Origin of the sequence: Actinomadura monticuli (genome assembly GCF_041463655.1) — a bacterium.
In the GTDB taxonomy this organism is placed as follows: Bacteria; Actinomycetota; Actinomycetes; order Streptosporangiales; family Streptosporangiaceae; genus Spirillospora; species Spirillospora monticuli.
Genome location: NZ_JAXCEI010000001.1, coordinates 216,689 through 241,150, shown reverse-complemented (window position 1 = coordinate 241,150; position 24,462 = coordinate 216,689). Strand labels below are relative to the sequence as shown.

Here is a 24,462-nt window from a genome sequence, read left to right as displayed (position 1 = left end):
GGATTCTGTCGTACCCCGTGGCTAGCCTGAGACCGACGTGTCTCTCCCCACCGCCGCGCCCAGAAGAGGAACCGGATCAACACCGTGCATGACCGACTCATCGTGCGTGGAGCACGCGAGCACAACCTGAAGGACGTCTCGCTCGACCTCCCGCGGGACTCCATGATCGTGTTCACCGGTCTGTCGGGTTCCGGGAAGTCCAGCCTGGCGTTCGACACGATCTTCGCGGAGGGCCAGCGCCGGTACGTGGAGTCGCTGTCGGCGTACGCCCGGCAGTTCCTCGGCCAGATGGACAAGCCCGACGTCGACTTCATCGAGGGGCTGTCCCCGGCGGTGTCGATCGACCAGAAGTCGACCAGCAAGAACCCGCGGTCGACGGTCGGGACGATCACCGAGGTGTACGACTACCTGCGGCTGCTCTACGCGCGGATCGGGCACCCGCACTGCCCCGAGTGCGGCCGGCCGATCAGCCGGCAGGCGCCGCAGCAGATCGTCGACCGGGTGCTGGAGCTGGAGCCCGGCACGCGGTTCCAGGTGCTCGCGCCGGTGATCCGCGGGCGCAAGGGAGAGTATCTGGAGCTGTTCCGCGAGCTGCAGTCCAAGGGCTACTCGCGGGCGCTCGTGGACGGGCGGACGGTGCGCCTGGACGAGCCGCCCAAGCTGAAGAAGCAGGAGAAGCACGACATCTCCGTCGTGGTCGACCGGCTCTCCGTGAAGGACTCCGCCCGCCAGCGGCTCGCCGACTCGGTGGAGACCGCGCTCGGGCTCGCGGGCGGCACGATCGTCCTCGACTTCGTCGACCTCGACGAGGGCGACGAGAACCGCACCCGGATGTACTCCGAGCACCTCTACTGCCCCTACGACGACCTGTCGTTCGAGGAGCTCGAGCCGAGGTCGTTCTCGTTCAACTCGCCCTACGGGGCCTGCCCCGACTGCACCGGCCTGGGCACCCGCATGGAGGTCGACCCCGAGCTCGTCGTCCCGGACGATGAGCTCACCCTGGGCGAGGGCGCCATCCAGCCCTGGTCCAACGGGCACGTCAGCGACTACTTCCTGCGGCTGCTGTCCGCGCTCGGCGACGCCATGGGGTTCGACCTCAACACCCCGTGGGCCAAGCTGCCGGCGAAGGCGCGCAAGGCCGTCCTCAACGGGCACGAGACCCAGGTCCACGTGCGGTACAAGAACCGCTACGGCCGGACGAGGTCGTACTACACGGCCTACGAGGGCGTGATCCCCTACATCCAGCGGCGGCACGCCGAGTCCGAGAGCGACTCCAGCCGGGAGCGGTTCGAGGGCTACATGCGCGAGATCCCCTGCCCGACGTGCGACGGCGCCCGGCTCAAGCCGGTCGTGCTGGCCGTCACCATGGGCGGGATGTCGATCGCCGAGGTGGCCGCGCTGCCGATCGGCGAGGCCGCGAAGTTCCTCCTCGCCATGGAGCTGAACGAGCGCGAGACGCACATCGCCGAGCGCGTCCTCAAGGAGATCAACGCCCGGCTCGGGTTCCTGCTCGACGTCGGCCTCGACTACCTGACCCTCGACCGGGCGTCCGCGACGCTCGCCGGCGGGGAGGCGCAGCGCATCCGGCTCGCGACGCAGATCGGCTCCGGCCTCGTCGGCGTCCTCTACGTGCTGGACGAGCCGTCCATCGGCCTGCACCAGCGCGACAACCACCGGCTGCTGGAGACGCTGCTCCGGCTCCGCGACATGGGCAACACGCTGATCGTCGTCGAGCACGACGAGGACACCATCGCCGCCGCCGACTGGATCGTCGACATCGGCCCCCGCGCGGGCGAGCACGGCGGCGAGATCGTCGTGTCCGGCACCGTCGAGGACCTGAAGAAGTCCGAGCGCTCGCTGACCGGCGCCTACCTGGACGGGCGCCGCGAGATCGCCGTCCCGCAGATCCGCCGGCCGCGCACGAAGGGCCGCGAGGTCACCGTCAAGGGCGCGCAGCAGAACAACCTGCGCGACGTCGACGTGGCGTTCCCGCTCGGCGTCCTCACCGCCGTCACCGGCGTGTCCGGGTCGGGCAAGTCGACGCTGGTCAACGACATCCTCTACAACTCGCTGGCGAAGAAGCTGAACGGGGCGAGGACCGTCCCCGGCAAGCACCGGCGGGTCAACGGCGTCGACCAGCTCGACAAGGTCGTGCACGTCGACCAGTCGCCGATCGGGCGCACCCCGCGCTCCAACCCGGCGACCTACACCGGCGTCTTCGACCACATCCGCAAGCTGTTCGCGCAGACCACCGAGGCGAAGGTGCGCGGCTACCAGCCGGGCCGGTTCTCCTTCAACGTCAAGGGCGGCCGCTGCGAGAACTGCTCCGGCGACGGCACCATCAAGATCGAGATGAACTTCCTGCCGGACGTCTACGTCCCGTGCGAGGTCTGCCACGGCGCCCGCTACAACCGGGAGACCCTGGAGGTCCACTACAAGGGCAAGACGATCTCCGAGGTGCTCGACATGCCGATCGAGCAGGCCACCGAGTTCTTCGAGCCGATCAAGGCCATCCACCGGCACCTGAAGACGCTGAACGACGTCGGCCTCGGCTACGTCCGGCTGGGCCAGCCCGCCCCGACGCTGTCCGGCGGCGAGGCGCAGCGCGTCAAGCTGGCGTCCGAGCTGCAGAAGCGCTCCACCGGCCGCACCATCTACGTGCTGGACGAGCCGACCACCGGCCTGCACTTCGAGGACATCCGCAAGCTCCTCGGCGTCCTGAACGGCCTGGTCGACAAGGGCAACACGGTGATCATCATCGAGCACAACCTGGACGTCATCAAGACGGCCGACTGGATCATCGACATGGGCCCCGAGGGCGGCTCGCGCGGCGGCACCGTCGTCGCCACCGGCACCCCCGAGGACGTGGCCCGCGTCGAGGCCAGCCACACCGGCCAGTTCCTCAAGAAGATCCTCTGACGGCGCGGCCGGTCTCCCGACCGGCGGAGCCGGCCATCCGGCTCGGGCGTCGCCGACGCGGAAGGCCGAGCCGCAGCGGTCGCGCACGAGCCGCAGGGGTCGGTTCGGGACATGGCGTGACGTGCACGAAGATGGGACCCATGGGAGAGAACATGACGGGTGGGGCCGCCGGCGCCGGGTCGATCGGGCGCCGCGCGGTGCTGTACGGCGGGGCCGGGGCCGTCGGGGCCGCGGCGCTCGCCGGATGCGCCTCCGGCGGCGGGGAGAAGTCCGCCGAGGACCTCAAGGGCAAGCAGATCGCGAAGGCTGCGGACGTCCCGGTCGGCGGCGGCAAGATCTACGGGGACGACAAGGTCGTGGTCACGCAGCCGAGCCAGGGCTCGTTCAAGGCGTTCACAGCGGTGTGCACCCACCAGGGCTGCACGGTGGGCAGCGTCCGGAACGGGATGATCCACTGCCCGTGCCACGGCAGCGAGTTCAAGATCGCCGACGGATCGGTGGCGCGGGGGCCGGCGGACAAGCCGCTCAAGGAGTACCCGGTGCGGGTCGAGAACGGCGGCATCGTCGTCACCTGACCGACGAGCGTCCCCTGGGTGATTTGGTTCGGGTTTGAACCACTTCGCCCGCGCATCCGTGCTTCCGGGTGATGGCGGAATCGAGAGATGTCACCGGAGGGGCGAGCATGGCACAGGGGTCCAAGTCGCAGGCGGAGGGAACGGAGCAGGACGCCGGGAAGGTGAGCAGCCGCAGAGGGCTGCTCGTCGGCGCGGGTCTCGCGGGCGTGGCCGGGCTGGCGGCCGCGTGCGGCGGGTCCGGGGACGGCGAGGAGTCCGGCGGCTCCGGGACGGGCGCCGAATCCGGCGGTCGGGACGCCGGAGCCGGCGCCGCCCTCGCGTCCGCCGGTGAGATCCCGGTCGGCGGCGGCAAGGTCTTCGAGGACGCCGAGGTCGTCGTCTGCCAGCCGCGGCAGGGCCGGTTCACGGCGTTCTCCGCGGCGTGCACGCACCGCGGCTGCAGCGTGGGCTCGGTGTCGGGCGGGACGATCAACTGCCCGTGCCACGGCAGCAAGTTCGACATCGCCGACGGCTCGGTGGTGAACCCGCCCGCGGACAAGCCGCTGAAGACGAAGAAGGTCACCGTCCAAGGCGACAAGATCATGCTCGCCTGAGCGACGTCGGCCGCGCCGCGCCGTCCGCGCGCGGGCCGTCCGCGTGCGGGTCGGCCCGGTCGCCGTCGGGGTCCTCGGGCGCGTTCACGCCGGCGGAGGCGCCGCCCGACGTCTGCGGGCCGAGGTCCGCGTCCGGGGCCGGGCCGTCCGGGGCCGGCGCGTCCGCGCGCGGCGCCGCGCCGTCGGCGACGGGTTCGGCGCCCACCCGGAAGCGGGGGAGCGCCTCCGGGTAGTGGTCGCGGACGTAGGCGACGAGGTGCTCCCGGATGTCGCAGCGCAGGTCCCAGGTGCTCGCCGAGTCGGCGGCGCTCATCAGCGCGCGCAGCGTGACCAGCCCGTTCGGCCGGGTCTCCACGAGCTGCAGGATCCACTCGCGGCGGTCCCACAGCGGATTGTCCTGGAGCGCGGAGTACAGCTCGGCGCGCAGCTCCTCGACCGGGACCGTCCAGTCCACGTGCAGCTCCACCGAGCCGAGGAGGCGGCTGGAGTGCCGGGTCCAGTTCTCGAACGGCTGCTCGGTGAAGTGCGACACCGGGAAGATCATCCGCCGGTCGTCCCAGAGCCGCAGCACCACGTACGACAGCGTCAGCTCCTCGACCCGTCCCCAGATGTCCTGGGTGACCACGATGTCGTCCAGGCGGAGCGCGTCGCTGAACGCCAGCTGCAGCCCGGCGAGCAGGTTGCCGAGCGTGGGCCGGGCCGCGATCCCGACGACCAGCCCGGCGACGCCCGCCGAGGCCAGCACCCCGGCGCCGACCGCCCGGACGCCCGGGAAGGTGAACAGCGCGGCGCCCACCGCGAGGATCACGATCAGCACGGCCGCGATCCGGCGCAGCAGCAACATCTGCGTGCGGGCGCGCCTGGCCCGCCGGTTGCGCTCGCCCTCGATGTTCATCAGCCGGGCCAGCGGCGGATCGCTCAGCGCGTAGGCGATGCGCAGCACCAGCCAGGTGGTGGCGCCGATGGCGGCGATCCGCAGCGCGTGCCGGACGACGCCGTCCACCTGGCCGTGCAGCAGGTGGTAGGGCATCGCGGCGTTGGTGCTGACCACCGCCGCGAACGCGAACGCGGGCGCGGCGCAGCGGCGGGCGACCCGGCCCGCCCCCGGCCAGCGGTGCGACAGCCGGCCGGCGAGCAGCCGCCGCCCTCCCTCGACGCCGATCACGGACGTGGCGACGACGGCCGCCAGAACGGCCCATGCCCAGAACGCGGACATGTGTGCAACGACCCCCTCGGCCGGTCGGAAACCTCCGTCCGACCTTCCCTTTCCCTTCTCTTTGCGGTCATCCGGCCGCGAACGGGAGATCTATGTCACCCGCGCCGGGCTCCGCGCGCCCGGGCTGGCCGCGCGGGCCGCGCGGGCCGCGCGCGGAGCCCGGCGTGTCGGCGGCGCCCACTAGGCTTCTGAGCGTGGCAGATCCGGCGACCTACCGACCCGCTCCGGGCTCGATCCCGGAGTCCCCCGGGGTGTATCGATTCCGCGACGAGCACGGCCGGGTCATCTACGTGGGCAAGGCGAAGAGCCTGCGCTCGCGGCTGAACTCCTACTTCGCCGACTTCTCCTCGCTGCACCCCCGCACGCAGACGATGGTGCAGACCGCCTCCCGGGTCGACTGGACGGTCGTCGGCACCGAGGTCGAGGCCCTCCAGCTCGAATACTCCTGGATCAAGGAGTTCGACCCGCGGTTCAACGTCCGCTACCGCGACGACAAGTCCTATCCGTATCTCGCCGTCACCCTGAACGAGGACTTCCCGAGGGTGATGGTGATGCGGGGTGCGAAGCGCAAGGGCGTCCGCTACTTCGGGCCGTACTCCCACGCGTGGGCGATCCGCGAGACGGTCGACCAGTTGCTGCGCGTGTTCCCCGTCCGGACGTGCAGCGCCGGCGTGTTCAAGCGCCAGCACCAGCTCGACCGCCCCTGCCTGCTCGGCTACATCGGCAAGTGCTCCGCGCCGTGCGTCGGCCGCGTCTCCCCGGAGGAGCACCGCCTGCTCGCCGAGGACTTCTGCGACTTCATGGCGGGCAACACGACCCGGTTCATCAAGCGCCTCGAACGCGACATGCGCGAGGCCGCCGCGTCCCAGGAGTACGAGCGCGCCGCCCGGCTCCGCGACGACGTCCGCGCGCTGGAGCGCGCCCTGGAGAAGCAGGCCGTCGTCCTGCCCGACAGCACCGACTGCGACATGATCGCCTTCGCCGAGGACGAGCTGGAGGCGGCCGTCCAGGTGTTCTACGTGCGCGGCGGCCGCATCCGCGGGCAGCGCGGCTGGGTGGTCGACAAGGTCGAGGAGGTCACCACGAGCGACCTCGTCGAGAACTTCCTCATCCAGACCTACAGCGAGAGCGAGTCGGTGCCGCGCGAGGTCCTCGTCCCGGCGCTGCCGCCCGACGAGGACGCGATGACCGAGCTGCTGTCGGAGCAGCGCGACGGGCCGGTCCGGCTGCGCGTTCCGCGGCGCGGCGACAAGAAGGCCCTGCTGGAGACGGTCGCGCGCAACGCCCACGAGGCGCTGAAGCAGCACAAGACGCGCCGCGCGTCCGACCTCACCACCCGCAGCCGGGCGCTCCAGGAGATCCAGGACGCCCTCGGCCTCGACGAGGCGCCGCTGCGCATCGAGTGCTACGACGTCTCGAACCTGCAGGGCACCAACGTGGTCGCCTCCATGGTCGTGTTCGAGGACGGGCTGGCCCGCAAGGGCGAGTACCGCCGGTTCACGATCAAGGCCGTCGAGGGGCAGGACGACGTCCGCTCCATCCACGAGGTGATCCTCCGCCGGTTCCGCCGCTACCTCGCCGAGAGCGAGAAGCTGGGCGAGCTCGACACGTTGGGGGACCCCGAGGAGGAGGGCGCGCACCAGCCGATCGACCCGGAGACCGGCAGGCCGCGCAAGTTCGCCTACCCGCCCAACCTGGTGATCGTCGACGGCGGCCCGCCGCAGGTCGCCGCCGCCCAGCGCGCCCTCGACGAGCTGGGCGTCGACGACATCGCCGTCTGCGGCATCGCCAAGCGGCTGGAGGAGCTGTGGCTCCCCGGCGAGGGCGATCCCGTCATCCTGCCGCGCAACAGCGAGGGCATGTTCCTCGTCCAGCGGGTACGCGACGAGGCGCACCGGTTCGCCATCACCTTCCACCGGCAGCGGCGGTCCAAGTCCATGACGGCCAGCGAACTCGATAACGTTCCGGGTCTGGGCCCGGCGCGGCGCGCGGCGCTGCTGAAGCACTTCGGCTCGCTGAAGCGGCTGAAGGACGCGACGCCCGAGCAGGTCGCCGAGGTCCCGGGGATCGGCATGCGCAGCGCGGAGAGCATCGTCGCGGCGCTGCACGGCGGCGCCGTCCCGGGCGGCGGAGGCGAGAGCGCCGGCGGGGGCGCCGGCGACGGGGAGCACAGGGGGAGACGGGCATGACCAGCGAGACCAAGATCCCGGACATCGTGATCGTCACCGGCATGTCCGGGGCGGGCCGCAGCACCGCGGCCAAGTCCCTGGAGGACCTCGACTGGTTCGTGGTCGACAACCTGCCGCCGGGGCTGCTCGCCACGATGGCCGACCTCGGCGGCCGGGTGAAGGACGCGGTGCCCCGCATCGCCGTCGTCGTCGACGTGCGCAGCCGCGCCTTCACCGAGGACCTGCACTCCTCGATCGCCGAGCTGGAGGCGCGCGGCGTCCACCCGCGGGTCGTGTTCCTGGAGGCGAGCGACGCCGACCTGGTGCGCCGCTTCGAGAGCGTCCGGCGCCCGCACCCGCTGCAGGGCGACGGCCGCCTGGTGGACGGCATCGCCCGCGAGCGGGAGCTGGTCCGCGAGGTGCGCGCCGAGGCCGACCTCGTGATCGACACCAGCGGCCTCAACGTGCACGAGCTGCGCAACAAGATCATCGGGTTCTTCGGCAACGACACCGGCGAGTCCAGCCTCCGCGCCACCGTCGTGTCGTTCGGCTACAAGTACGGCCTGCCGGTCGACGCCGACCTCGTCGTCGACTGCCGCTTCCTGCCGAACCCGCACTGGGTGCCGGAACTGCGGCCGAAGACGGGCCGCGACACCGCCGTCCGCGACTACGTCCTCGGGCAGCGCGGCGCCAAGGAGTTCCTGGACGCCTACGCCGAGGTCCTGCGTCTGCTCGCCGACGGGTACGAGCGCGAGGGCAAGCACTACGTCACGCTCGCCGTCGGATGCACCGGCGGAAAACACCGTAGTGTGGCCATGGCGGAACAGATCTCCGCCCGGCTGCGGGACGCGGGCATCGACGTGCAGGTCGCCCACCGCGACCTCGGCCGCGAATGACCGCCCGCGGCTCCCGGACGAGGAGAGAAACGGCACGGTGAAGTCCCCTGGCCCGGACGCGGGTCCGAAGGTCGTCGCGCTCGGCGGCGGCCACGGCCTCTACGCCTCGCTGTCGGCGCTCCGCCGCGTCACCGACCGGCTGACCGCGATCGTCACCGTCGCCGACGACGGCGGCTCCAGCGGCCGGCTCCGCCGCGAACTCGGCGTGCTGCCGCCCGGCGACCTGCGGATGGCGCTCGCCGCCCTCTGCGGCGACGACGAATGGGGCCAGACCTGGCGCGACGTCGTCCAGCACCGGTTCCGCAGCGAAGGCGACCTGAAGGACCACGCCGTCGGCAACCTCCTCATCGTCGCTCTGTGGGAACTGCTCGGCGGCGCCGACGCGTCCGGCTCCACCGTCGCCGGGCTCGACTGGGTCGGCCGGCTGCTCGGCGCGCACGGCCGCGTCCTCCCGATGGCGGCCGTCCCCCTCGACATCGTCGCCGAGGTGCGCGGCGCCGACCCGGCCCGCCCCGACGAGATCACCCATGTCAAAGGGCAGGTGGCGTGCGCGAAGACGCCCGGCGGGGTGCTCGGCGTGTCGCTCGTCCCCGCCGACCCGCCCGCCTGCCAGGAGGCCCTCGACGCCGTCGACGACGCCGACTGGATCGTGTTCGGCCCCGGCTCCTGGTTCACCAGCGTCCTGCCGCACCTCAAAGTGCCCGCGCTGGCCCGCGCCCTCACCACCGCCCGCGCCCGCCGCGTCGTCGCGCTGAACCTCGCGCCGCAACCCGGCGAGACCGACGACTTCTCACCGCAGACCCACCTGGAGGTCCTGCAGGCGCACGCCCCGGACCTGCGCGTCGACGTCGTCGTCGCCGACCGCGACGTGGTGGACGACCCGGCCGCGCTCGACAAGGCCGTCCAAGCCCTCGGCGGGCGCCTCGTCCTCGCCGACGTCGCCGCCGACGACGGCTCGCCGCGTCATGAACCCGCCCGGCTGGCCCAAGCCTTCGTACAGATCTTCAGCGAGTGACGACCCGCGGGGCCGAAATCGGCCACACTGCTGGGAGTCCGATAGGGGGAGGGTTCATCAGATGGCGATGACCGGTGTGGTCAAGGACGAGCTGAGCAGGCTCACGGTCATGAAGCCGTGCTGCCGCAAAGCCGAGGTCTCGACGCTGCTGCGGTTCGCGGGCGGCCTGCACCTGGTCAGCGGGCGAATCGTGATCGAGGCCGAGATCGACACCGGGGTCGCGGCACGGCGCCTGATCAAGGACATCGCGGAGGTGTTCGGACACACCTCCGAGGTCGTCGTGCTCGCGCCGAGCGGACTGCGCAAGGGCAACCGCTACGTCGTCCGCGTCTTCCGGGACGGCGAGTCGCTCGCCCGGCAGACCGGCCTCATCGACGGCAACGGCCGGCCCGTCCGCGGCCTGCCCCGGCACGTGGTCGCGGGGGCGGCCTGCGACGCCGAGTCGGCCTGGCGCGGCGCGTTCCTCGCGCACGGCTCGCTCACCGAGCCCGGCCGGTCCATGTCCCTCGAAGTGACCTGCCCCGGCCCCGAGGCCGCGCTCGCCCTCGTCGGCGCCGCCCGCCGCCTCAAGATCCACGCCAAGGCCCGCGAGGTCCGCGGCGTCGACCGCGTCGTCGTCCGCGACGGCGACGCGATCAGCGCCCTCCTCACCCGGCTCGGCGCGCACGACAGCGTCCTCGCCTGGGAAGAGCGCCGCATGCGCCGCGAAGTCCGCGCCACCGCCAACCGGCTCGCCAACTTCGACGACGCCAACCTCCGCCGCTCCGCCCGCGCCGCCGTCGCCGCCGGCGCCCGCGTCGCCCGCGCCCTGGAGATCCTCGGCGACGACGCCCCCGAGCACCTCGTCAACGCCGGCCGCCTCCGCCTGGAGCACAAGCAGGCGTCCCTGGAGGAACTCGGCCAGCTCGCCGACCCGCCCCTCACCAAGGACGCCATCGCCGGCCGCATCCGCCGCCTCCTCGCCATGGCCGACAAACGCGCCGGCGACCAGGGCATCCCCGGCACCGACGCCAACCTGACCGCCGACATGCTCGCGCCGTAATTCACTGGGGGGCGCGACCCCCCAATCCCCCGTTGCGACGCAGGCGATCCTCGCGCCGCTGTTGCGGTCCAAGAGGGGGCGTGTTCCCCGGGTTATTTGGGGTTCAGGTCGCCTCTGAGGACTCGGTGGATCAGGTCGTCGCGGAGGTGGCCGTAGCCGGTTTCGGCCCAGACGCTCTCGGACGGGTCGGCCTCGAAATAGGGGACGTCGCGGCCGTCACGGCGGTCCATGAGGATGTCGGGGGTCTCCTTCGCGCGGGCGGCGCGGGCGCAGTCGCGGCAGGCGTGGACGCGCAGGCGGCGGCGGGAGCCGATGGGGCGCCATTCGATCCTGGTGGCCGCGTCGCCGTGCAGCGGGTTGAAGAAGCAGAGCGGGCTCGGCGGGATCTCCGGCTCGCCCGCGGCGACGGCCCGCGCGGACGCGAGCGCGTCGTGGCCCTGGTCGAGCAGGACCAGGACGCCCGCCAGGTCCGGGACGCCGCGTGCCCGGTCCAGCGTCTTGGAGGCCGCCTGGTAGGCGTCCAGCGCCCTGGTCATCAGGTCGCCGGCGCGCTCCCCGGAGACGGGCACGTCGGTGGTGTCGAGGAGCTCGCCGAAGGCGATGACCTCGCGGGACGTCTGCTCGCGGAGCTGGTCCTCGCTGGCGCGCTTCGCCGTGGAGAAGACCGTCCTGGGCAGGAGCAGCGCGCTGCCCGCGCGGTGCGCCGACGCCATGCGGCGGCGCCGCCACAGGAGGAGGCCGCCGAGTCCGGCGGCGGCCGCGACGCCCGCGGCGCCGAGAGTGAGCGGCACGGCCGAGGAGCCGCCGGACGACGGGTCCTCCTCCGGCTCCGACTCCGAGCGGCGTTCCTGGGCGCGCTTCTGGATCAGCGCCGACTGGCGGTCGTACTCCTTCTTCGCGTTGCCCGACAGCATGAGGTCGGCGATGCGGTCGAGGCGGGCCGCGAGCGACGCGTCGTCCATGGAGCGGTCGAAGGCCACAGCCCAGGCGGCGTAGCGGGCCTGGTGGTCGCCGCCGAACTCCTTCGCCCGCAGGTCGTCGCCGATGTCGCTGAACGTGATGTAGACGCCGTCCCTGCCGAGCTTCGCGTGCACGACCGTCGCCAGCTGGTCGTCGTCGCTCCAGGTTCCGCCCTTGACCAGCGGGACGAGGACGACGAAGACGGGGACGGGGAATCCGCGGAACTTGGCGCTGAGCCGTGCGCGGTCCGCCTCGGGCAGCGCGGAGGCGAGGGACGGGTCGACGTAGATGGGGGAGCGCCGCAGCGCCGCGGCCAGCCGATCGCCGGGGGATGGTTCACTCGACACCGAGATACTCCTGGATGCGCCGGATCAGATCGCCGTCGGCCCCGAAGGCGGTGTCCTTCCAGACCCCGGCGATGGTGTGGTGGGGGCGCGGCCCGTCCGGGCCGGGGACCTTCAGCTCCCGCGCCGCCAGCTCCGCCGTGCCGCGGCCTCCGCACGCCGCGCAGACGCGGCGCCGCCTGGGGCCCGCCGTGCCCAGCCGCAGCTTCCGGTTCTGCGTCGACGTGCCGTGCAGCGGGTTGACGTAGCAGGGCGCCGGGGGCCTCTCGGTCTTGTGGACGAGGGCCGCCCGTCCCAGCCGGGCCAGGACGATCGTGCCGACGAGGTCGAGGGACCTGCCGGGATCGTCGCCCGCGTCGTCGTAGAGGATCTGCGCGACGTCATAGGCGGACACCGCGTACTCGCGGCCCGGGTTCCCGGTGCTCTTGGGCAGTAGGGCGCGCAGCCGGTCCAGTTCCCGGCGGCCCATGCGGCGCAGCCACTTCATGGACGGCTCGGCGGGCGCACCCGGGCGGGCCTCCACGGTGGCGATGGCGGGGACCGGGCGGGGCTCGCGGCGCCGCCGCCGGTACGCTGCGGCGCCCACGCCCGCGCCGTACAGGGTGAGGCCGGCGACCGGGCCGGCGAGCAGCAGGCCGGTGAGGAAGGGGGCCCTGGTCTCGGCCTCGGCCGGCCGCAGCCGGTCCTCCTGCCCGAACGGGTCGGGCGTGCTGTAGAGGCGGGGGGTGTCCGGGGGCCCGGACCGGGCGTCCCGGATGACCCGCAGCCGGGCGGACAGCCGGTCGGCGAGGTCGGCGAACCGGTTCTCGGTGTCGGCGGGCCGGTCCGCGGTGTCGTCCTCGATGGAGTACAGCCGGCGCGGCACGCCGAACGCCTTCTCCTCGAACCAGGAGGACGAGTTGACGAGCACGTAGAGGCCGTCGCGCCGGAGCCTGTCGTGGAGCCAGTGCAGGAACACGTCGTCCCTGCCCTGGCTCTCCGACTCCGACTTGTTGGGGATCACCACCACGTAGACGGGCGTGCCGAGCACGGCCGCCGCCGACCGCATCGCCTCCCGGACGCGAGCGCGTCCGGCCTCGTCCAGCGCCGAGGCCATGTCGGGGTCGACGAAGAGGGGGTCCTCGGCGAGCGCCGCCGCGACGCGTTCCAGCCTGTGCTGCGCGTAGGCGGGGACCGGCTCGCTCGCGGCCGCGGGCGCCGCCGCGAGCAGCGGTGCGACGACGGCGACGGCCGTGAGGACGAGAATCCGGGCGATGGCGTTCACCGGCGCTTCCTTCCGCCCGCCGCGGAAACCGGCCTGGCCTTGCTCCGCGTCTTTCCGGCCCGTGCCTTCCGCCTCCGGTTCCGGTAGGACGCCAAGAGGAGCAGGAGGAGGAGGAGCGCGCCGCCGCTGAGCGCGGTACCGGTGGCGAAAGCACGCCATTCGGCCCGGCTCGCGGCCCGTTCCGACCGGTCGTGGGCGTCCAGGGCGATGCGCGTCTTCGACTTCGGCCGCGGCCCGCCGGCCTCCCGCCGCTCCTTGGCGCGGCCGGACAGGACGATCTCCACGAACCGCTCGACCATCGCGACCGCGCCCGCGTCGGACGGCAGTTCCGACGCCGTGGCCCACATCGCGTCCTTCACCGGGAGCGTGGCGCCGCCGTACTGGACGGCCGTGAACGACGGGCTCGTCGGGTCCGCGACGATGTAGACGCCCGGGCGGCCGAGGTCGTCGTGCAGCAGCGGGACGAGGTCCTCCGTCCCGTAGCCGTCGGCGAGCACCGTCGGCGTCACCGCGACGTAGGCGGGGACGCCGAGCCGGGCGACGGCCTTCTTGATCCGCCCGGCCGCGTCCGCCGGCAGCGCACGCGGTGCGTGATCGGTCACGTAGACGGGGTCGCGGCGCAGTTCCGCGATGAGGTGGTCGATGCGGCTCACCGGCTTCGCACGCTCCAGCACGGCGCCCGCGGCGCCCGCGGCGGGCACCGGCACGCACGCGAGCAAAGCACCGATCACCAGGACAGACATGCCGCGCCACATGGACGGCGAGTGTAGTGATGATCGACGAATGCCGTGAGCTGGGGTACAAGCGGAGGAATCCCCCGGCCGGGGGACGCCCGTCTCACCCGTGAAAACCCACACCGCCGGTGTCGGGCTACCCGCGAGTCATTGGATAGGGTCGAGAGCGGGGAGGACCCCGGGTCCACCGCAGTTAACAGTCCGGCCCGAGCCGGGCGATACGACGTGAGGGAGAGCCGTTCCGTGACCATCCGAGTAGGCATCAACGGGTTCGGCCGGATCGGCCGCAACTTCTACCGCGCTGTGAAGGCGAGCGGGGCCGACATCGAGATCGTGGCGGTCAACGACCTGACCGACAACGCCACGCTCGCCCAGTTGCTCAAGTACGACAGCATCCTCGGCCGTTTCCCCGAGGACGTGCGCGCGACCGCCGACGAGATCGTCGTGGGCGGCAAGGCGATCAAGGCGTTCGCCGAGCGCGACCCCGCCAACCTGAAGTGGAGCGACGTCGGCGCGGACGTCGTCGTGGAGTCCACCGGTTTCTTCACCGACGCCACCAAGGCCAAGGTGCACGCCGACAACGGCGCCAAGAAGGTGATCATCTCGGCGCCGGCCAAGAACGAGGACGTCACCCTCGTGCTGGGCGTCAACGACGACAAGTACGACCCCGCGGCGCACACGGTGATCTCCAACGCGTCCTGCACCACCAACTGCCTGGCCCCGCTGGCGAAGGTGCTGCACGACAACTTCGTCATCGAGAAGGGCCTGATGACGACGATCCACGCCTACACGCAGGACCAGAACCTGCAGGACGCGCCGCACAAGGACCTGCGCCGCGCCCGCGCCGCCGCGCTGAACGTCGTGCCGACCTCCACCGGCGCCGCCAAGGCGATCGGCCTCGTGCTGCCCGAGCTGAAGGGCAAGCTGGACGGCTACGCGCTGCGCGTCCCGGTGCCGACCGGCTCCGCCACCGACCTGACCGTCAACGTGTCCCGCGAGGTCACGGTCGAGGAGGTCAACGCGGCGTTCAAGGCCGCCGCCGAGAGCGGCGCGCTGAAGGGCTACCTCACCTACACCGACGACCCGATCGTCTCCAGCGACATCGTCACCGACCCGGCGTCCTGCATCTTCGACTCCGGGCTGACCAAGGTCATCGGCGACCAGGTGAAGGTCGTCGGCTGGTACGACAACGAGTGGGGCTACTCCAACCGCCTCGTGGACCTCGTCAAGCTCGTCGGCTCGCAGCTCTGATCGCCGTTCGGGCGGAGCCGGGGGTCTGGGGGCCGCCCCCGGACGAACCCTGACCCCGACCGTTCGACAAGCCGTCTCCGCCGTGGCCGCCGCGCCCAGGATGGGCGCGCGGCCACGGCGCGGCCGTGCAGGGAAGGACATCGCATCCCGATGCGCACCATTGACGATCTCGACGTCGCCGGAAGGCGGGTGCTCGTCCGCGCGGACTTGAACGTCCCGCTGCGGGACGGCGCCATCACCGACGACGGGCGGATCCGGGCCAGCCTCCCGACGATCGAGGCGCTGCGCGCCAAGGGCGCCAAGGTCATCGTCTGCGCCCACCTCGGCCGTCCCAAGGGCGAGGTCAAGCCCGAGTTCTCGCTGGCGCCGGTCGCCCGGCGGCTCGGCGAGCTGCTCGGCGCGGACGTGGCGTTCGCGTCCGACGTCGTGGGCGACTCCGCCCGCGCCACCGCCGAGGGCCTCGCGGACGGCGGCGTCGCGCTGCTGGAGAACCTGCGCTTCGAGCCGGGCGAGACCAGCAAGGACGACGCCGAGCGCGGCGCGCTCGCCGACCGGCTGGCCGCCCTCGCCGAGGTCTACGTCGGCGACGGGTTCGGCGCGGTCCACCGCAAGCACGCCTCCGTCTACGACGTGCCGCGGCGGCTCCCGCACGCGGCCGGCGGGCTGATCGCCGCCGAGGTCGAGGTGCTGAAGCGGCTCACCGAGGACGTCGAGCGCCCCTACGCGGTCGCGCTCGGCGGGTCCAAGGTGTCCGACAAGCTCGGCGTCATCGACAACCTGCTCGGCAAGGCCGACCGCATCCTGATCGGCGGCGGCATGGTGTTCACCTTCCTCAAGGCGCAGGGCCACGAGGTCGGCAAGAGCCTCCTGGAGGAGGACCAGCTCGGCACCGTCCGCGACTACCTGCGGCGGGCCGAGGAGGCCGGCGTCGAGTTCGTGCTGCCCGTCGACATCGTCGCGGCCACCGCGTTCGCGGCCGACGCCGACCACGCCGTGGTCGCCGCCGGCGCGATCCCGGCCGACCGGCTCGGCCTCGACATCGGCCCCGAGTCCGGCAAGCTGTTCGCCGCGCGCCTCGCCGACGCCCGGACGGTGTTCTGGAACGGCCCCATGGGCGTGTTCGAGATGGAGCCGTACTCGCACGGCACGCGCGCCGTCGCGCAGGGCCTCATCGACTCGGGCGCGTTCACCGTGGTCGGCGGCGGCGACTCGGCCGCGGCCGTCCGGCAGCTCGGCTTCGACGAGGCCGCCTTCTCGCACATCTCGACCGGCGGCGGCGCCAGCCTCGAATACCTCGAAGGCAAGACGCTGCCCGGCCTGCAGGCTCTGGAGGACTGACCGATGGCCCCCGCTACCCCTTCCCGTAAGCCGCTGATGGCCGGCAACTGGAAGATGAACAACAACCACCTCGAGGCGATCGCGCTCGTCCAGAAGATGGCGTTCGCGCTCAAGGAGCCCGACTACGACGCCGTCGACGTTGCGGTGATCCCGCCGTTCACCGCGATCCGCTCCGTGCAGACGCTGATCGACGCCGACCGGCTCGGGATCCAGTACGGCGCGCAGGACGTCTCCCAGCACGCCTCCGGCGCCTACACCGGCGAGATCTCCGCCGCGATGCTGGCGAAGCTCGGCTGCACCTACGCCGTGGTGGGGCACTCCGAGCGCCGCCAGTACCACGCGGAGGACGACGCCGTCGTCAACGCCAAGGCGCGGGCGGCGCTCGCCGCCGACCTCACCCCGATCCTGTGCGTGGGCGAGGGCCTGGAGGTCCGCAAGGCGGGCGAGCACGTCCGGCACTGCCTCACCCAGCTCGACGGCGGGCTGGAGAAGATCACCGCCGAGCAGGCGCGCCGCACCGTGATCGCCTACGAGCCGGTCTGGGCCATCGGCACCGGCGAGGTCGCCACCCCGCAGGACGCGCAGGAGGTGTGCGCCGAGATCAGGACGCGAATCGCCGAGCTGTACGACGGCGGGGTGGCCGACGAGGTGCGTATCCTGTACGGCGGTTCGGTCAAGGGCGGCAACGTCGCCAAGCTGATGGCGCAGGACGACGTGGACGGCGCCCTGGTCGGCGGCGCCAGCCTGGACCCGGGAGAGTTCGTCAAAATCTGCCGGTACCGGGAGCTCCCCGTCTGATCAAAACTGATCAATTCAGTTTGAACTGGGGGTTCTTGCCGAACCAGCGGGTAGTTCGTCGTACCCTTCGTAGCTGACGGGTAAACCGCCCGGCCCGACCCTCCGTCCCGACCTACAGACAAAGGCGTTGAAGAATCGTGATCATCGCATCGTCCATCGTGCTCATCGTCACGAGCCTGCTGATGGTGGTCCTCGTCCTGATGCACAAGGGCAAGGGCGGCGGGCTGTCGGACATGTTCGGCGGCGGCGTCTCGTCGTCCCTGGGCGGGTCGTCCGTGGTCGAGCGCAACCTCGACCGGCTGACCGTCGGCGTCGGGGTGCTGTGGTTCGCGTCCATCGTCGTGCTGGGGCTGCTGTTCAAGCACAAGGGCGTCGGCTGAGCCACCCGTCTGACACATGCGATCACCGCGCCGCCCCAGGAGGTCACGGGCGGCGGCGGAACACCGAGCGAGGAGTTATCCGTGGGTAGTGGCAACGCGATTCGGGGCAGCCGTGTCGGGGCCGGTCCGATGGGAGAGGCGGAGCGCGGCGACGCCGCCCCCCGCGTCTGGGTGACCTTCTACTGTGCCAACCGGCACGAGACCCGCCCCAGCTTCGCGACGGACGTCGCGGTCCCCGAGACGTGGGACTGCCCGCGCTGCGGGTTCCCCGCCGGTCAGGACTCCGAGAACCCCCCGGCGCCGCCGAAGACCGAGCCGTACAAGACGCACCTGGCCTACGTGAAGGAGCGCCGCAGCGACGAGGACGGCGAGGCCATCCTCGAGGAGGCGCTCGCCAAGCTCCGCCAGAAGCGCGCCGCCGTCAAGAAGGCCATGGAGGCCGCGGCCCGCTGAGCCGCCCTCCGCACAGGCATCCGTGCGGCCCGGCCCCTGCGAAGGGGACCGGGCCGCACGCCGTTTCGGGGGCGGGGACGCGGCGTCAGCGGTCGGGGGCGCAGAGGCGGTCGTCGGTGGACACCAGCACCGTGCTGGCTATCTCCGGCTTTGTCCCTCCATGAGGCGTCCAGGCGCCGGGCCTGAGCCCCCGCGGAAGCGCCGCCACGAGCAGGGACCGCCTCCCGTCGAATATTCTTCGGGATATGAGGCTCGCGGGCGTGGTTCGCGCGCGGGAGTTCGGCACCGGCGGACGATTCGGAGGCGACGGGTGGACGCGGTCGACCAGGCGATCCTGCGGCGGTTGCAGCGGGACGGGCGGCAGACGAACCGGGAGCTGGCCGAGGCGGTGGGGATCGCGCCGTCCACGGCCCTGGAGCGGACGCGGGCACTGCGGTCCCGGGGAGTCGTCACCGGATTCCACGCGGCGGTCGACTTCGAGCGCCTCGGCCGCGGGGTGCAGGCGCTGATCTCGATCCGGATCCGGCCGCAGTCGCGGGAGGCGATCGAGTCGGCCCGGGACGGCATGGCCGCGATGCCCGAGACCGTCGGGGTGTTCGTGGTGACGGGCAACGAGGATCTGCTCGTCCACGTCGCGGTGCCGAGCACCGCGTACCTGCGCGACTTCGTGCTCGACCGGCTGGCGCGGCGCAAGGAGTTCGTGGACGTCCGCACCACGGTCGTCTACGACCACGTCCAGGCGGTGGAGCAGTCCGAACTTCCATCGCCGGACAGGCGGTAGTCCCGAACGTCCTGCGCCGGGCTGCCCCTTCGCCACGATCAGAACGAACGTGTGACGGCCGCAGCCCTCTGGGTCGAACGAACGACGGCTGCTGAACAGATGGGCCGCATCTTCTTCTAGCGTCCGACGCATGGACCGACGAAGCAATGCCTCCGGATCGATGCTGGTGCTCGCTGCCGGGGTGCTCTGGGGGTCCGTCGGGCCCGCGCAGGTGCTGGCCGCCCCCGCCGCCGGGCCGGTCGCGGTCGGCGGGGCGCGGATCCTGTCCGGCGGGCTGATCCTGGCCTTGCTCGCGCTCGTGGCGAACCGGCGCGCGTTCGTGACGCTCGGGCGGCGCACGTGGCCGCCGCTGCTGGCGGCCTCCGCCGCGACCGGGACGTTCCAGGCGGCGTTCTTCAGCGCCGTCGACCGCACCGGCGCCGCCGTCGCGACCGCCGTGGTGTTCGGCCTGGCGCCGGTCTCGACCGGGCTGTGCGAGCGGCTCGTCCTCGGGACCCGGCTGAGCCGCAGGTGGTGGGCCGGGACGGCGGCCGCGATCGGCGGCGTCGCGCTGCTGATGCTGCCCGGGTCCACCGTCGGCGTCGACCCGGTGGGCATCCTGCTGAGCCTCGCCGGCGGGACGTGCTTCGGCGTCTACACCGTGTCCGCCAAGGTCCTCACGGGACGGGACGCGGGCATGGCCGCGGCCGTGTCGGTCACGCTGCTGGCCGGGGGAGCGGCACTGCTGCCCTGGACGCTCGCGGAACTGCCCGCCCTCGCCGCGCCGCGCTCGGCGCTGCTGGTCGGCTGGCTCGGGATCGCGGCGACCGCGGCCGCGTACATGTTCTTCGTCACCGGCCTCGGCGGGGTGACGGCGGCCGCCGCCGGGACGCTCAGCCTCGCCGAGCCGCTGGTGGCGTCGGGTCTCGCCATCGCGGTCCTCGGCGAGCGCCTCTCGCTCCCCGTCGCGGCGGGATCGCTGCTCCTGCTGGGCGGGCTGTTCGTCGTCTCCGTCCCGGCACGGGCGCGGCCGGCCCGATATGATGGCGATCACGTGACTGGCGCAGTCAAGGTGGAGACGACCACCGGGGAGCGAAACTAGTCCGCACGCCGCGCGCCTGGGTGTACGGGTCCCCTTCGCCGGGGCGCCCGAAGTCCCGGCGCGAGCAGCGCGGAGGCTCACGATGCACGAACCGCCCGTACCCCATCTGCAGAGCAGCGACCCGGAGATCGCCGGGCTGGTGGAGGCGGAGGCCCGCCGCCAGTACGAGAAGATCCGGCTGATCGCGTCCGAGAACTACGTGTCCCCGGCGGTCCTGGAGGCCACCGGGTCGGTGCTGACGAACAAGTACTCCGAGGGCTACGCCGGCAAGCGGTACTACGAGGGGCAGCAGAACGTCGACCCGATCGAGCTGCTGGCGATCGGGCGGGCGAAGGAGCTCTTCGGCGTCGAGCACGCCAACGTCCAGCCGTACTCGGGGTCGCCCGCGAACCTCGCCGTCTACATGGCGTTCCTGGAGCCCGGCGACCCGGTGATGGGCCTGTCGCTGCCGATGGGCGGGCACCTCACGCACGGCTGGTCGGTGTCGGCCACCGGCACGTGGTTCCGCCCCGTCCGCTACGACGTGCGCGCCGACACCGGCCGCGTCGACATGGACCAGGTCCGCGACCTGGCGCTGAAGGAGCGGCCGAAGCTCATCTGGTGCGGCGGCACCGCCATCCCGCGGACGATCGACTTCCCGGCGTTCGCGGAGATCGCCCGCGAGGCGGGCGCGGTGCTCGCCGCCGACGTCGCGCACATCGCGGGGCTGATCGCGGGCGGCGCGCACCCGTCCCCGGTGGGGCACGCCGACGTGATCTCCACGACCACGCACAAGACGCTGCGCGGCCCGCGCGGCGCGATGGTCATGTCGACGGCCGAGCACGCGAAGGCGATCGACAAGGCGGTGTTCCCGGGCCTGCAGGGCGGCCCGCACAACCACACGACCGCCGCGATCGCGGTCGCGCTGCGGGAGGCGGCGGAGCCGGGCTTCGCCCGGTACGCGCGGCAGGTCGTCGCGAACGCGAAGGTGCTGGCCGCCGCGCTGGCCGACCGCGGCTACGACCTGATCTCCGGCGGCACCGACAACCACCTCATCCTGATCGACCTGACGAACAAGGGCGTCGCGGGCAAGCCCGCCGCGCAGGCCCTCGACCGCGCGGGGATCGAGCTGAACTACAACGCCGTCCCGTTCGACCCGCGCAAGCCGTTCGACCCGTCCGGGCTGCGGCTCGGCACCGCCGCGATCACCACCCGCGGCCTCGCCGAGGGGCAGATGCCGCAGGTGGCGGCGTGGATCGACGAGGTCGTGCAGGCCGCCGCCGGCAACGACGGGACGGTCGTCGAGCGGGTCGCCGGGGAGATCCGGGAACTGCTGGCGTCCTACCCGATGCCGGGCTGGGCGACGCCGCGCTAGGCGCCGCGCAGAACGGTGATCATGCGCCAGGCCTCGGGGTCGGTGAGGGCCACGGCGTCCTCGCCGGTCCCGAAGTCGCCGTACCGGGCGACGACGCCGAGGCCGCCGGCGAGGCGGAGCGCGGCGTCCAGCTCGGTGGCGGTCCAGAAGCGGTAGGGGACGACGTCGCGGATCACCCGCGTGGCGTCCCCCTCCGTGATCGTCATCGTGACGTGGTCGTCGGCGATCTGGGTGACCGGGTCGAGCCGGTCGGACGGCTCGCCCCACCGCACGCTCGCCCGGACGCCGCCGCGCTCGACCGTCCAGCCGGTGCTGACGCTGGGCTCGCCGCCCAGCCGGTCGCGGGGGTGCGACATCTCCACGATGTAGAGGCCGCCGGGGGACAGGTGCGCGGCGACGCGGCGCAGGTGCGCGACGAACGCGTCCAGCGTCATGAGGTGGGACGTCGAGTCGAGCATCGTGACGACGAGGTCGAACCGGCGGCCGAGGTCGAACCGGGTCATGTCGTCCTGGACGACCTCGATCCGCGCGCCGGGGCGGGCGGCGTAGGCGCACATCGCCGGGTTCAGGTCGAGCGCCGTCGCCGCGAGGCCGCGGCGCCCGAACTCGCGGGCGTGCTCGGCCGGCCCGGCGGCCAGTTCCAGCACCGTCGCGGGCTTCAGGCCGTGCTCGGCGCACCAGCCGAGCAGGACGTCGGCCTCGGCGGCCACGTCGCGGAACGAGCAGGCCAGCTCGTAGGCCCCGGGGTCGTCATAGATGCCGCTCACCCGGCCATCCTGCCAGCGCCTCCGCGCCGCCGGGACGGGCGCCGGGCCGCAGCCTGATCTCCAGGATCGCGGCGTCCTCGGTGTGCCGCGCCCGGCCGCCGAGCGAGCCGAGCAGCCGCCGGATCCGCGTGTTGGCGGTGAGCACCGTCGCGCGCAGCTCCACCAGGCCGCGGTCGTGCGCCACCGCCAGGATCAGCTCGGCGAGGCCGCGCCCGAGACCGCGGCCCTGCCAGGCGTCCTCGACCAGGAACGCCACCTCCGCGACGCCCGGATCGATGACGTGGACGAGGTGCGCCATCGCGAGCAGCGACCCGTCCGCGCCCTCGGCGACCAGCGTCAGGCCGCGCGCCGGGTCGCAGAATCCTTCGAACACCCGTTGCGTCGGGTACGGCTTCGAGCTGAAGTAGCGCATCCTGCGGCTGTCGAGGGAGCAGCGCTCGTGCAGCGCGCGGACGGCGTCCGCGTCGCGCGGCTCGATCGGCCGGACGACGACCTGCGTGCCGTCGCGGAGCGTCATCCGGCGGCGGGAGGGACGGCGCGGCGCGGCGGGCAGCGCGGTCCGCACCAGGGCGTCCGCCCGCGCCGCCTCCGTCGCGGTGAACGGCAGCCCGTACCTGCGCAGCCGCACGCGGCGGCCGCTCGCCGGGACGAGGAGGACGCAGCGGTCCGGCTCGGGCACGCCGGGTTCGGCCCAGCCCGCCTCGTCGGCGCGCAGCAGCTCGGCGAGGACCCCGGGCAGGGCGTGCGGCTCGGACCGCAGCCGGGACGCCAGCAGGAGGGCGCGGGTCGGCTCGTCCACCAGCTCGTGCGGGCGCGCGGGAAGGACGGAGGTGCGGGCCCCGCCCGCCGCGCCCAGCGTCTCGGCGAGCTCCCGGGCGCCGGGGCCGCCGTGCGGGACGTCGACGATGAACTCGTCCACGACCCCTTCGGCGTCCATCTGGACGGACAGGCCGAGGATGTTGGCGCCCCGCCGGCCCAGCGCGGCGGTGAGCAGGGCCAGGCGTCCGGGCCTGTCCTCGATCTCGGTGCGGATGCGGAACAGCGGCATGGAACGTTCCCTCCGGGGGGCCGGGCGCCGTGTGCGCCCGGTGGGGTCGCCCGCAAGGCTGGCCGACCCGTGTTACGCGACCGCTACGTCACCGTGTGCCGGTGGTTTCACATTCCGGACCGGGGGTTGAGCCGTCCGCGCCGACCGCCTAGCGTGCGGTAAGTGATCGACCCCGTGAGCGGTGAGGACGTCAACGATCGACCGCGGCGCGGCCCGTCCTCGACCCGGCTGCCGCTGCTGCTCCCCGGTTCGCTCAGCGACGAGCAGCGAGCCGTGTACGAGGCGGTGACGGGTGGCCCCCGCGCCGCCGGCCGCACCCCGCCGTTCGGCATGGCCGACGACATCGGGCGGCTGCACGGCCCCTTCAACGCCATGCTGTACAGCCCGTCCGTCGGGCTGCCGCTCCAGGACCTCGGCGTCGCGCTGCGGTTCCGGACGGCGTTCACCAAGCGCGAGCGGGAGATCGCCACGCTGGTCGTCGCCGCGCACGTCCGGTCCGACTACGAGTGGTACGCGCACGAGCGGATCGGCCGCCGGCACGGGCTCACCGACGCGGAGATGGACGCGCTGCGGGAGGGCCGCGCGCCCATGTTCGGCGACGTCCGCGAGCGCGTCGTGCTGGAGGCGGCCCGGCAGCTCGCCGCCGAGGGCGACCTCGCCGACGCCGTGTTCACCGAGGCGGTCGCGACGCTCGGCCGCGCCGCCCTCGTCGAGCTGGTGACGCTCGTCGGCTACTACAAGGCGCTCGCGCTGCAGCTGCGCGTGTTCCGGGTGGGCGTCCCGGACGGCGAGGACGCGCCCGAGTGGCCCGCGGACGACCCGGCGGCGCCGGGCACGGGCGGGGCCGGGGATGGATGAGGTCCTGCGCACGGTGCGGCTCGTGCTGCACCCGGTGTCGATGCGCGACCACCGCGCGCTGCTGACGCACTGGACGGGGCCGCTCGTGCGGCGCCACCTCTTCGACGACCGGATGGTCACGCCCGTCCAGGTCAGTGAGATCATCGAGGCGAGCGAGCGGGACTTCGCGACGGAGGGCTACGGGCTGTGGGCGCTGCGCCCGGTCCGCTGGTCCGGCGGGATCGACGGCGCCGGCGCCGCCGGCGCCGCGCCCGGGGACCCGCTGATCGGCGTCGCCGGGCTCAGCCACCACGAGGGGCCGCTCGGCCACGGCGTGGACGTCGAGATCCTTTACAGCCTGGAGCCGGACCACTGGGGGAGGGGCCTCGCCGCCGAGGCGTCCCGCGCGGTGCTCGACTACGCGTTCGGCGTGGTCGGCGTGCACCGGATCACCGCCGAGATCGACATGGCCAACGCGGCGTCGGCGGAGATCGCGCTCCAGCTCGGGATGCGGCGGTGGCGGGACGGCCCGGCGGGCCCCGACGGCGCCGCCTACTACGCGGCGGACCGCTCCCGCTGGGTCGGATCCCGTCGAATAGTCGACGCGATCCCATAGAATCCGTTGCCACCTGTTGCTCTTGCTGCGGA

Annotated in this window: 22 protein-coding genes, 1 pseudogene and 1 riboswitch; of the genes and pseudogenes, 17 read left to right on the top strand and 6 right to left on the bottom strand. The window is 72.8% G+C overall.

What is annotated here, in order from left to right; genetic code table 11:
• Positions 1 to 84: 84 nt before the first annotated feature.
• The 3 genes from uvrA to SM611_RS01150 all read left to right on the top strand — a co-directional run bounded on the left by uvrA (position 85) and on the right by SM611_RS01150 (position 4,087).
• A complete protein-coding gene (uvrA, locus tag SM611_RS01160) occupies positions 85 to 2,919 on the top strand; it encodes an excinuclease ABC subunit UvrA (RefSeq protein ID WP_371946876.1) in 2,835 nt (944 codons plus the stop codon).
• Between the two features lie 140 nt (positions 2,920 to 3,059).
• Entirely contained in the window at positions 3,060 to 3,494 is a 435-nt protein-coding gene (locus tag SM611_RS01155) for a Rieske (2Fe-2S) protein (RefSeq protein WP_371946875.1), read from the top strand.
• Between the two features lie 107 nt (positions 3,495 to 3,601).
• A complete protein-coding gene (locus SM611_RS01150; RefSeq protein WP_371946874.1) occupies positions 3,602 to 4,087 on the top strand; it encodes a Rieske (2Fe-2S) protein in 486 nt (161 codons plus the stop codon).
• Here SM611_RS01150 and SM611_RS01145 read toward each other — a convergent pair.
• On the bottom strand, positions 4,074 to 5,303 hold the full coding sequence (locus tag SM611_RS01145) for a mechanosensitive ion channel family protein (protein ID WP_371946873.1): 1,230 nt from the start codon (positions 5,301 to 5,303) through the stop codon (positions 4,074 to 4,076). The genes SM611_RS01150 and SM611_RS01145 overlap by 14 nt on opposite strands.
• A 194-nt stretch (positions 5,304 to 5,497) precedes the next feature.
• Between SM611_RS01145 and uvrC the strand changes: the two genes are divergently transcribed.
• The 4 genes from uvrC to whiA all read left to right on the top strand — a co-directional run bounded on the left by uvrC (position 5,498) and on the right by whiA (position 10,424).
• Positions 5,498 to 7,492: an excinuclease ABC subunit UvrC gene (gene uvrC, locus SM611_RS01140; protein ID WP_371946872.1), complete on the top strand. Its 1,995-nt coding sequence runs from the start codon at positions 5,498 to 5,500 to the stop codon at positions 7,490 to 7,492.
• Positions 7,489 to 8,367, top strand: a complete 879-nt coding sequence (gene rapZ, locus SM611_RS01135; protein WP_371946871.1) for an RNase adapter RapZ — start codon at positions 7,489 to 7,491, stop codon at positions 8,365 to 8,367. The genes uvrC and rapZ overlap by 4 nt, the downstream gene beginning before the upstream one ends.
• A gap of 37 nt (positions 8,368 to 8,404) precedes the next feature.
• The gene (locus SM611_RS01130) at positions 8,405 to 9,382 is read left to right on the top strand and encodes a gluconeogenesis factor YvcK family protein (RefSeq protein ID WP_371946870.1); all 978 of its coding nucleotides are present in this window, start codon (positions 8,405 to 8,407) and stop codon (positions 9,380 to 9,382) included.
• Between the two features lie 61 nt (positions 9,383 to 9,443).
• Positions 9,444 to 10,424, top strand: coding sequence for a DNA-binding protein WhiA (gene whiA / locus SM611_RS01125; protein ID WP_371945485.1), 981 nt, complete (start codon positions 9,444 to 9,446; stop codon positions 10,422 to 10,424).
• Between the two features lie 92 nt (positions 10,425 to 10,516).
• Here whiA and SM611_RS01120 read toward each other — a convergent pair whose 3' ends face one another.
• From SM611_RS01120 to SM611_RS01110, 3 genes are read right to left on the bottom strand one after another with little or no spacing between them, the layout of a single operon-like run.
• A complete protein-coding gene (locus SM611_RS01120; protein WP_371946869.1) occupies positions 10,517 to 11,731 on the bottom strand; it encodes a hypothetical protein in 1,215 nt (404 codons plus the stop codon).
• Positions 11,721 to 12,992: a hypothetical protein gene (locus SM611_RS01115; RefSeq protein WP_371946868.1), complete on the bottom strand. Its 1,272-nt coding sequence runs from the start codon at positions 12,990 to 12,992 to the stop codon at positions 11,721 to 11,723. Before SM611_RS01115 ends, SM611_RS01120 begins: the two co-directional genes overlap by 11 nt.
• The gene (locus SM611_RS01110; protein WP_371946867.1) at positions 12,989 to 13,735 is read right to left on the bottom strand and encodes a hypothetical protein; all 747 of its coding nucleotides are present in this window, start codon (positions 13,733 to 13,735) and stop codon (positions 12,989 to 12,991) included. Before SM611_RS01110 ends, SM611_RS01115 begins: the two co-directional genes overlap by 4 nt.
• Positions 13,736 to 13,969: 234 nt before the next feature.
• Here SM611_RS01110 and gap point away from each other — a divergent pair, with 234 nt between their 5' ends.
• The 8 genes and pseudogenes from gap (at position 13,970) to glyA (ending at position 21,162) form a co-directional block, all read left to right on the top strand.
• Positions 13,970 to 14,977: a type I glyceraldehyde-3-phosphate dehydrogenase gene (gene gap / locus SM611_RS01105; RefSeq protein ID WP_371946866.1), complete on the top strand. Its 1,008-nt coding sequence runs from the start codon at positions 13,970 to 13,972 to the stop codon at positions 14,975 to 14,977.
• Positions 14,978 to 15,127: 150 nt separating this feature from the next.
• A complete protein-coding gene (locus tag SM611_RS01100; RefSeq protein WP_371946865.1) occupies positions 15,128 to 16,315 on the top strand; it encodes a phosphoglycerate kinase in 1,188 nt (395 codons plus the stop codon).
• 3 nt (positions 16,316 to 16,318) lie between these two features.
• On the top strand, positions 16,319 to 17,113 hold the full coding sequence (gene tpiA, locus SM611_RS01095) for a triose-phosphate isomerase (RefSeq protein ID WP_371946864.1): 795 nt from the start codon (positions 16,319 to 16,321) through the stop codon (positions 17,111 to 17,113).
• A gap of 137 nt (positions 17,114 to 17,250) precedes the next feature.
• Positions 17,251 to 17,493, top strand: coding sequence for a preprotein translocase subunit SecG (gene secG, locus SM611_RS01090; RefSeq protein WP_346046783.1), 243 nt, complete (start codon positions 17,251 to 17,253; stop codon positions 17,491 to 17,493).
• 81 nt (positions 17,494 to 17,574) lie between these two features.
• Positions 17,575 to 17,946, top strand: coding sequence for an RNA polymerase-binding protein RbpA (locus SM611_RS01085; protein WP_371945493.1), 372 nt, complete (start codon positions 17,575 to 17,577; stop codon positions 17,944 to 17,946).
• A gap of 310 nt (positions 17,947 to 18,256) precedes the next feature.
• Positions 18,257 to 18,727, top strand: a complete 471-nt coding sequence (locus SM611_RS01080) for an Lrp/AsnC family transcriptional regulator (RefSeq protein ID WP_371946863.1) — start codon at positions 18,257 to 18,259, stop codon at positions 18,725 to 18,727.
• Positions 18,728 to 18,857: 130 nt separating this feature from the next.
• Positions 18,858 to 19,658, top strand: a pseudogene (locus SM611_RS01075) (DMT family transporter); the annotation flags it as partial.
• A gap of 92 nt (positions 19,659 to 19,750) precedes the next feature.
• Positions 19,751 to 19,837: riboswitch (ZMP/ZTP riboswitch) on the top strand.
• 53 nt (positions 19,838 to 19,890) lie between these two features.
• A complete protein-coding gene (glyA, locus tag SM611_RS01070) occupies positions 19,891 to 21,162 on the top strand; it encodes a serine hydroxymethyltransferase (protein WP_371946861.1) in 1,272 nt (423 codons plus the stop codon).
• Here the strand turns inward: glyA and SM611_RS01065 are convergent.
• Together SM611_RS01065 and SM611_RS01060 are read right to left on the bottom strand one after the other, a co-directional pair.
• Positions 21,159 to 21,929, bottom strand: coding sequence for a class I SAM-dependent methyltransferase (locus SM611_RS01065; protein ID WP_371946860.1), 771 nt, complete (start codon positions 21,927 to 21,929; stop codon positions 21,159 to 21,161). The two genes, glyA and SM611_RS01065, sit on opposite strands and share 4 nt — an antisense overlap.
• Complete coding sequence (locus tag SM611_RS01060; RefSeq protein WP_371946859.1) at positions 21,913 to 22,977, bottom strand: GNAT family N-acetyltransferase; 1,065 nt, start codon at positions 22,975 to 22,977, stop codon at positions 21,913 to 21,915. Before SM611_RS01060 ends, SM611_RS01065 begins: the two co-directional genes overlap by 17 nt.
• 162 nt (positions 22,978 to 23,139) lie before the next feature.
• Here SM611_RS01060 and SM611_RS01055 point away from each other — a divergent pair, with 162 nt between their 5' ends.
• Together SM611_RS01055 and SM611_RS01050 are read left to right on the top strand one after the other, a co-directional pair.
• Positions 23,140 to 23,835: a carboxymuconolactone decarboxylase family protein gene (locus SM611_RS01055; RefSeq protein ID WP_371946858.1), complete on the top strand. Its 696-nt coding sequence runs from the start codon at positions 23,140 to 23,142 to the stop codon at positions 23,833 to 23,835.
• Positions 23,828 to 24,430, top strand: a complete 603-nt coding sequence (locus SM611_RS01050; RefSeq protein ID WP_371946857.1) for a GNAT family N-acetyltransferase — start codon at positions 23,828 to 23,830, stop codon at positions 24,428 to 24,430. The genes SM611_RS01055 and SM611_RS01050 overlap by 8 nt, the downstream gene beginning before the upstream one ends.
• Positions 24,431 to 24,462: the final 32 nt, after the last annotated feature.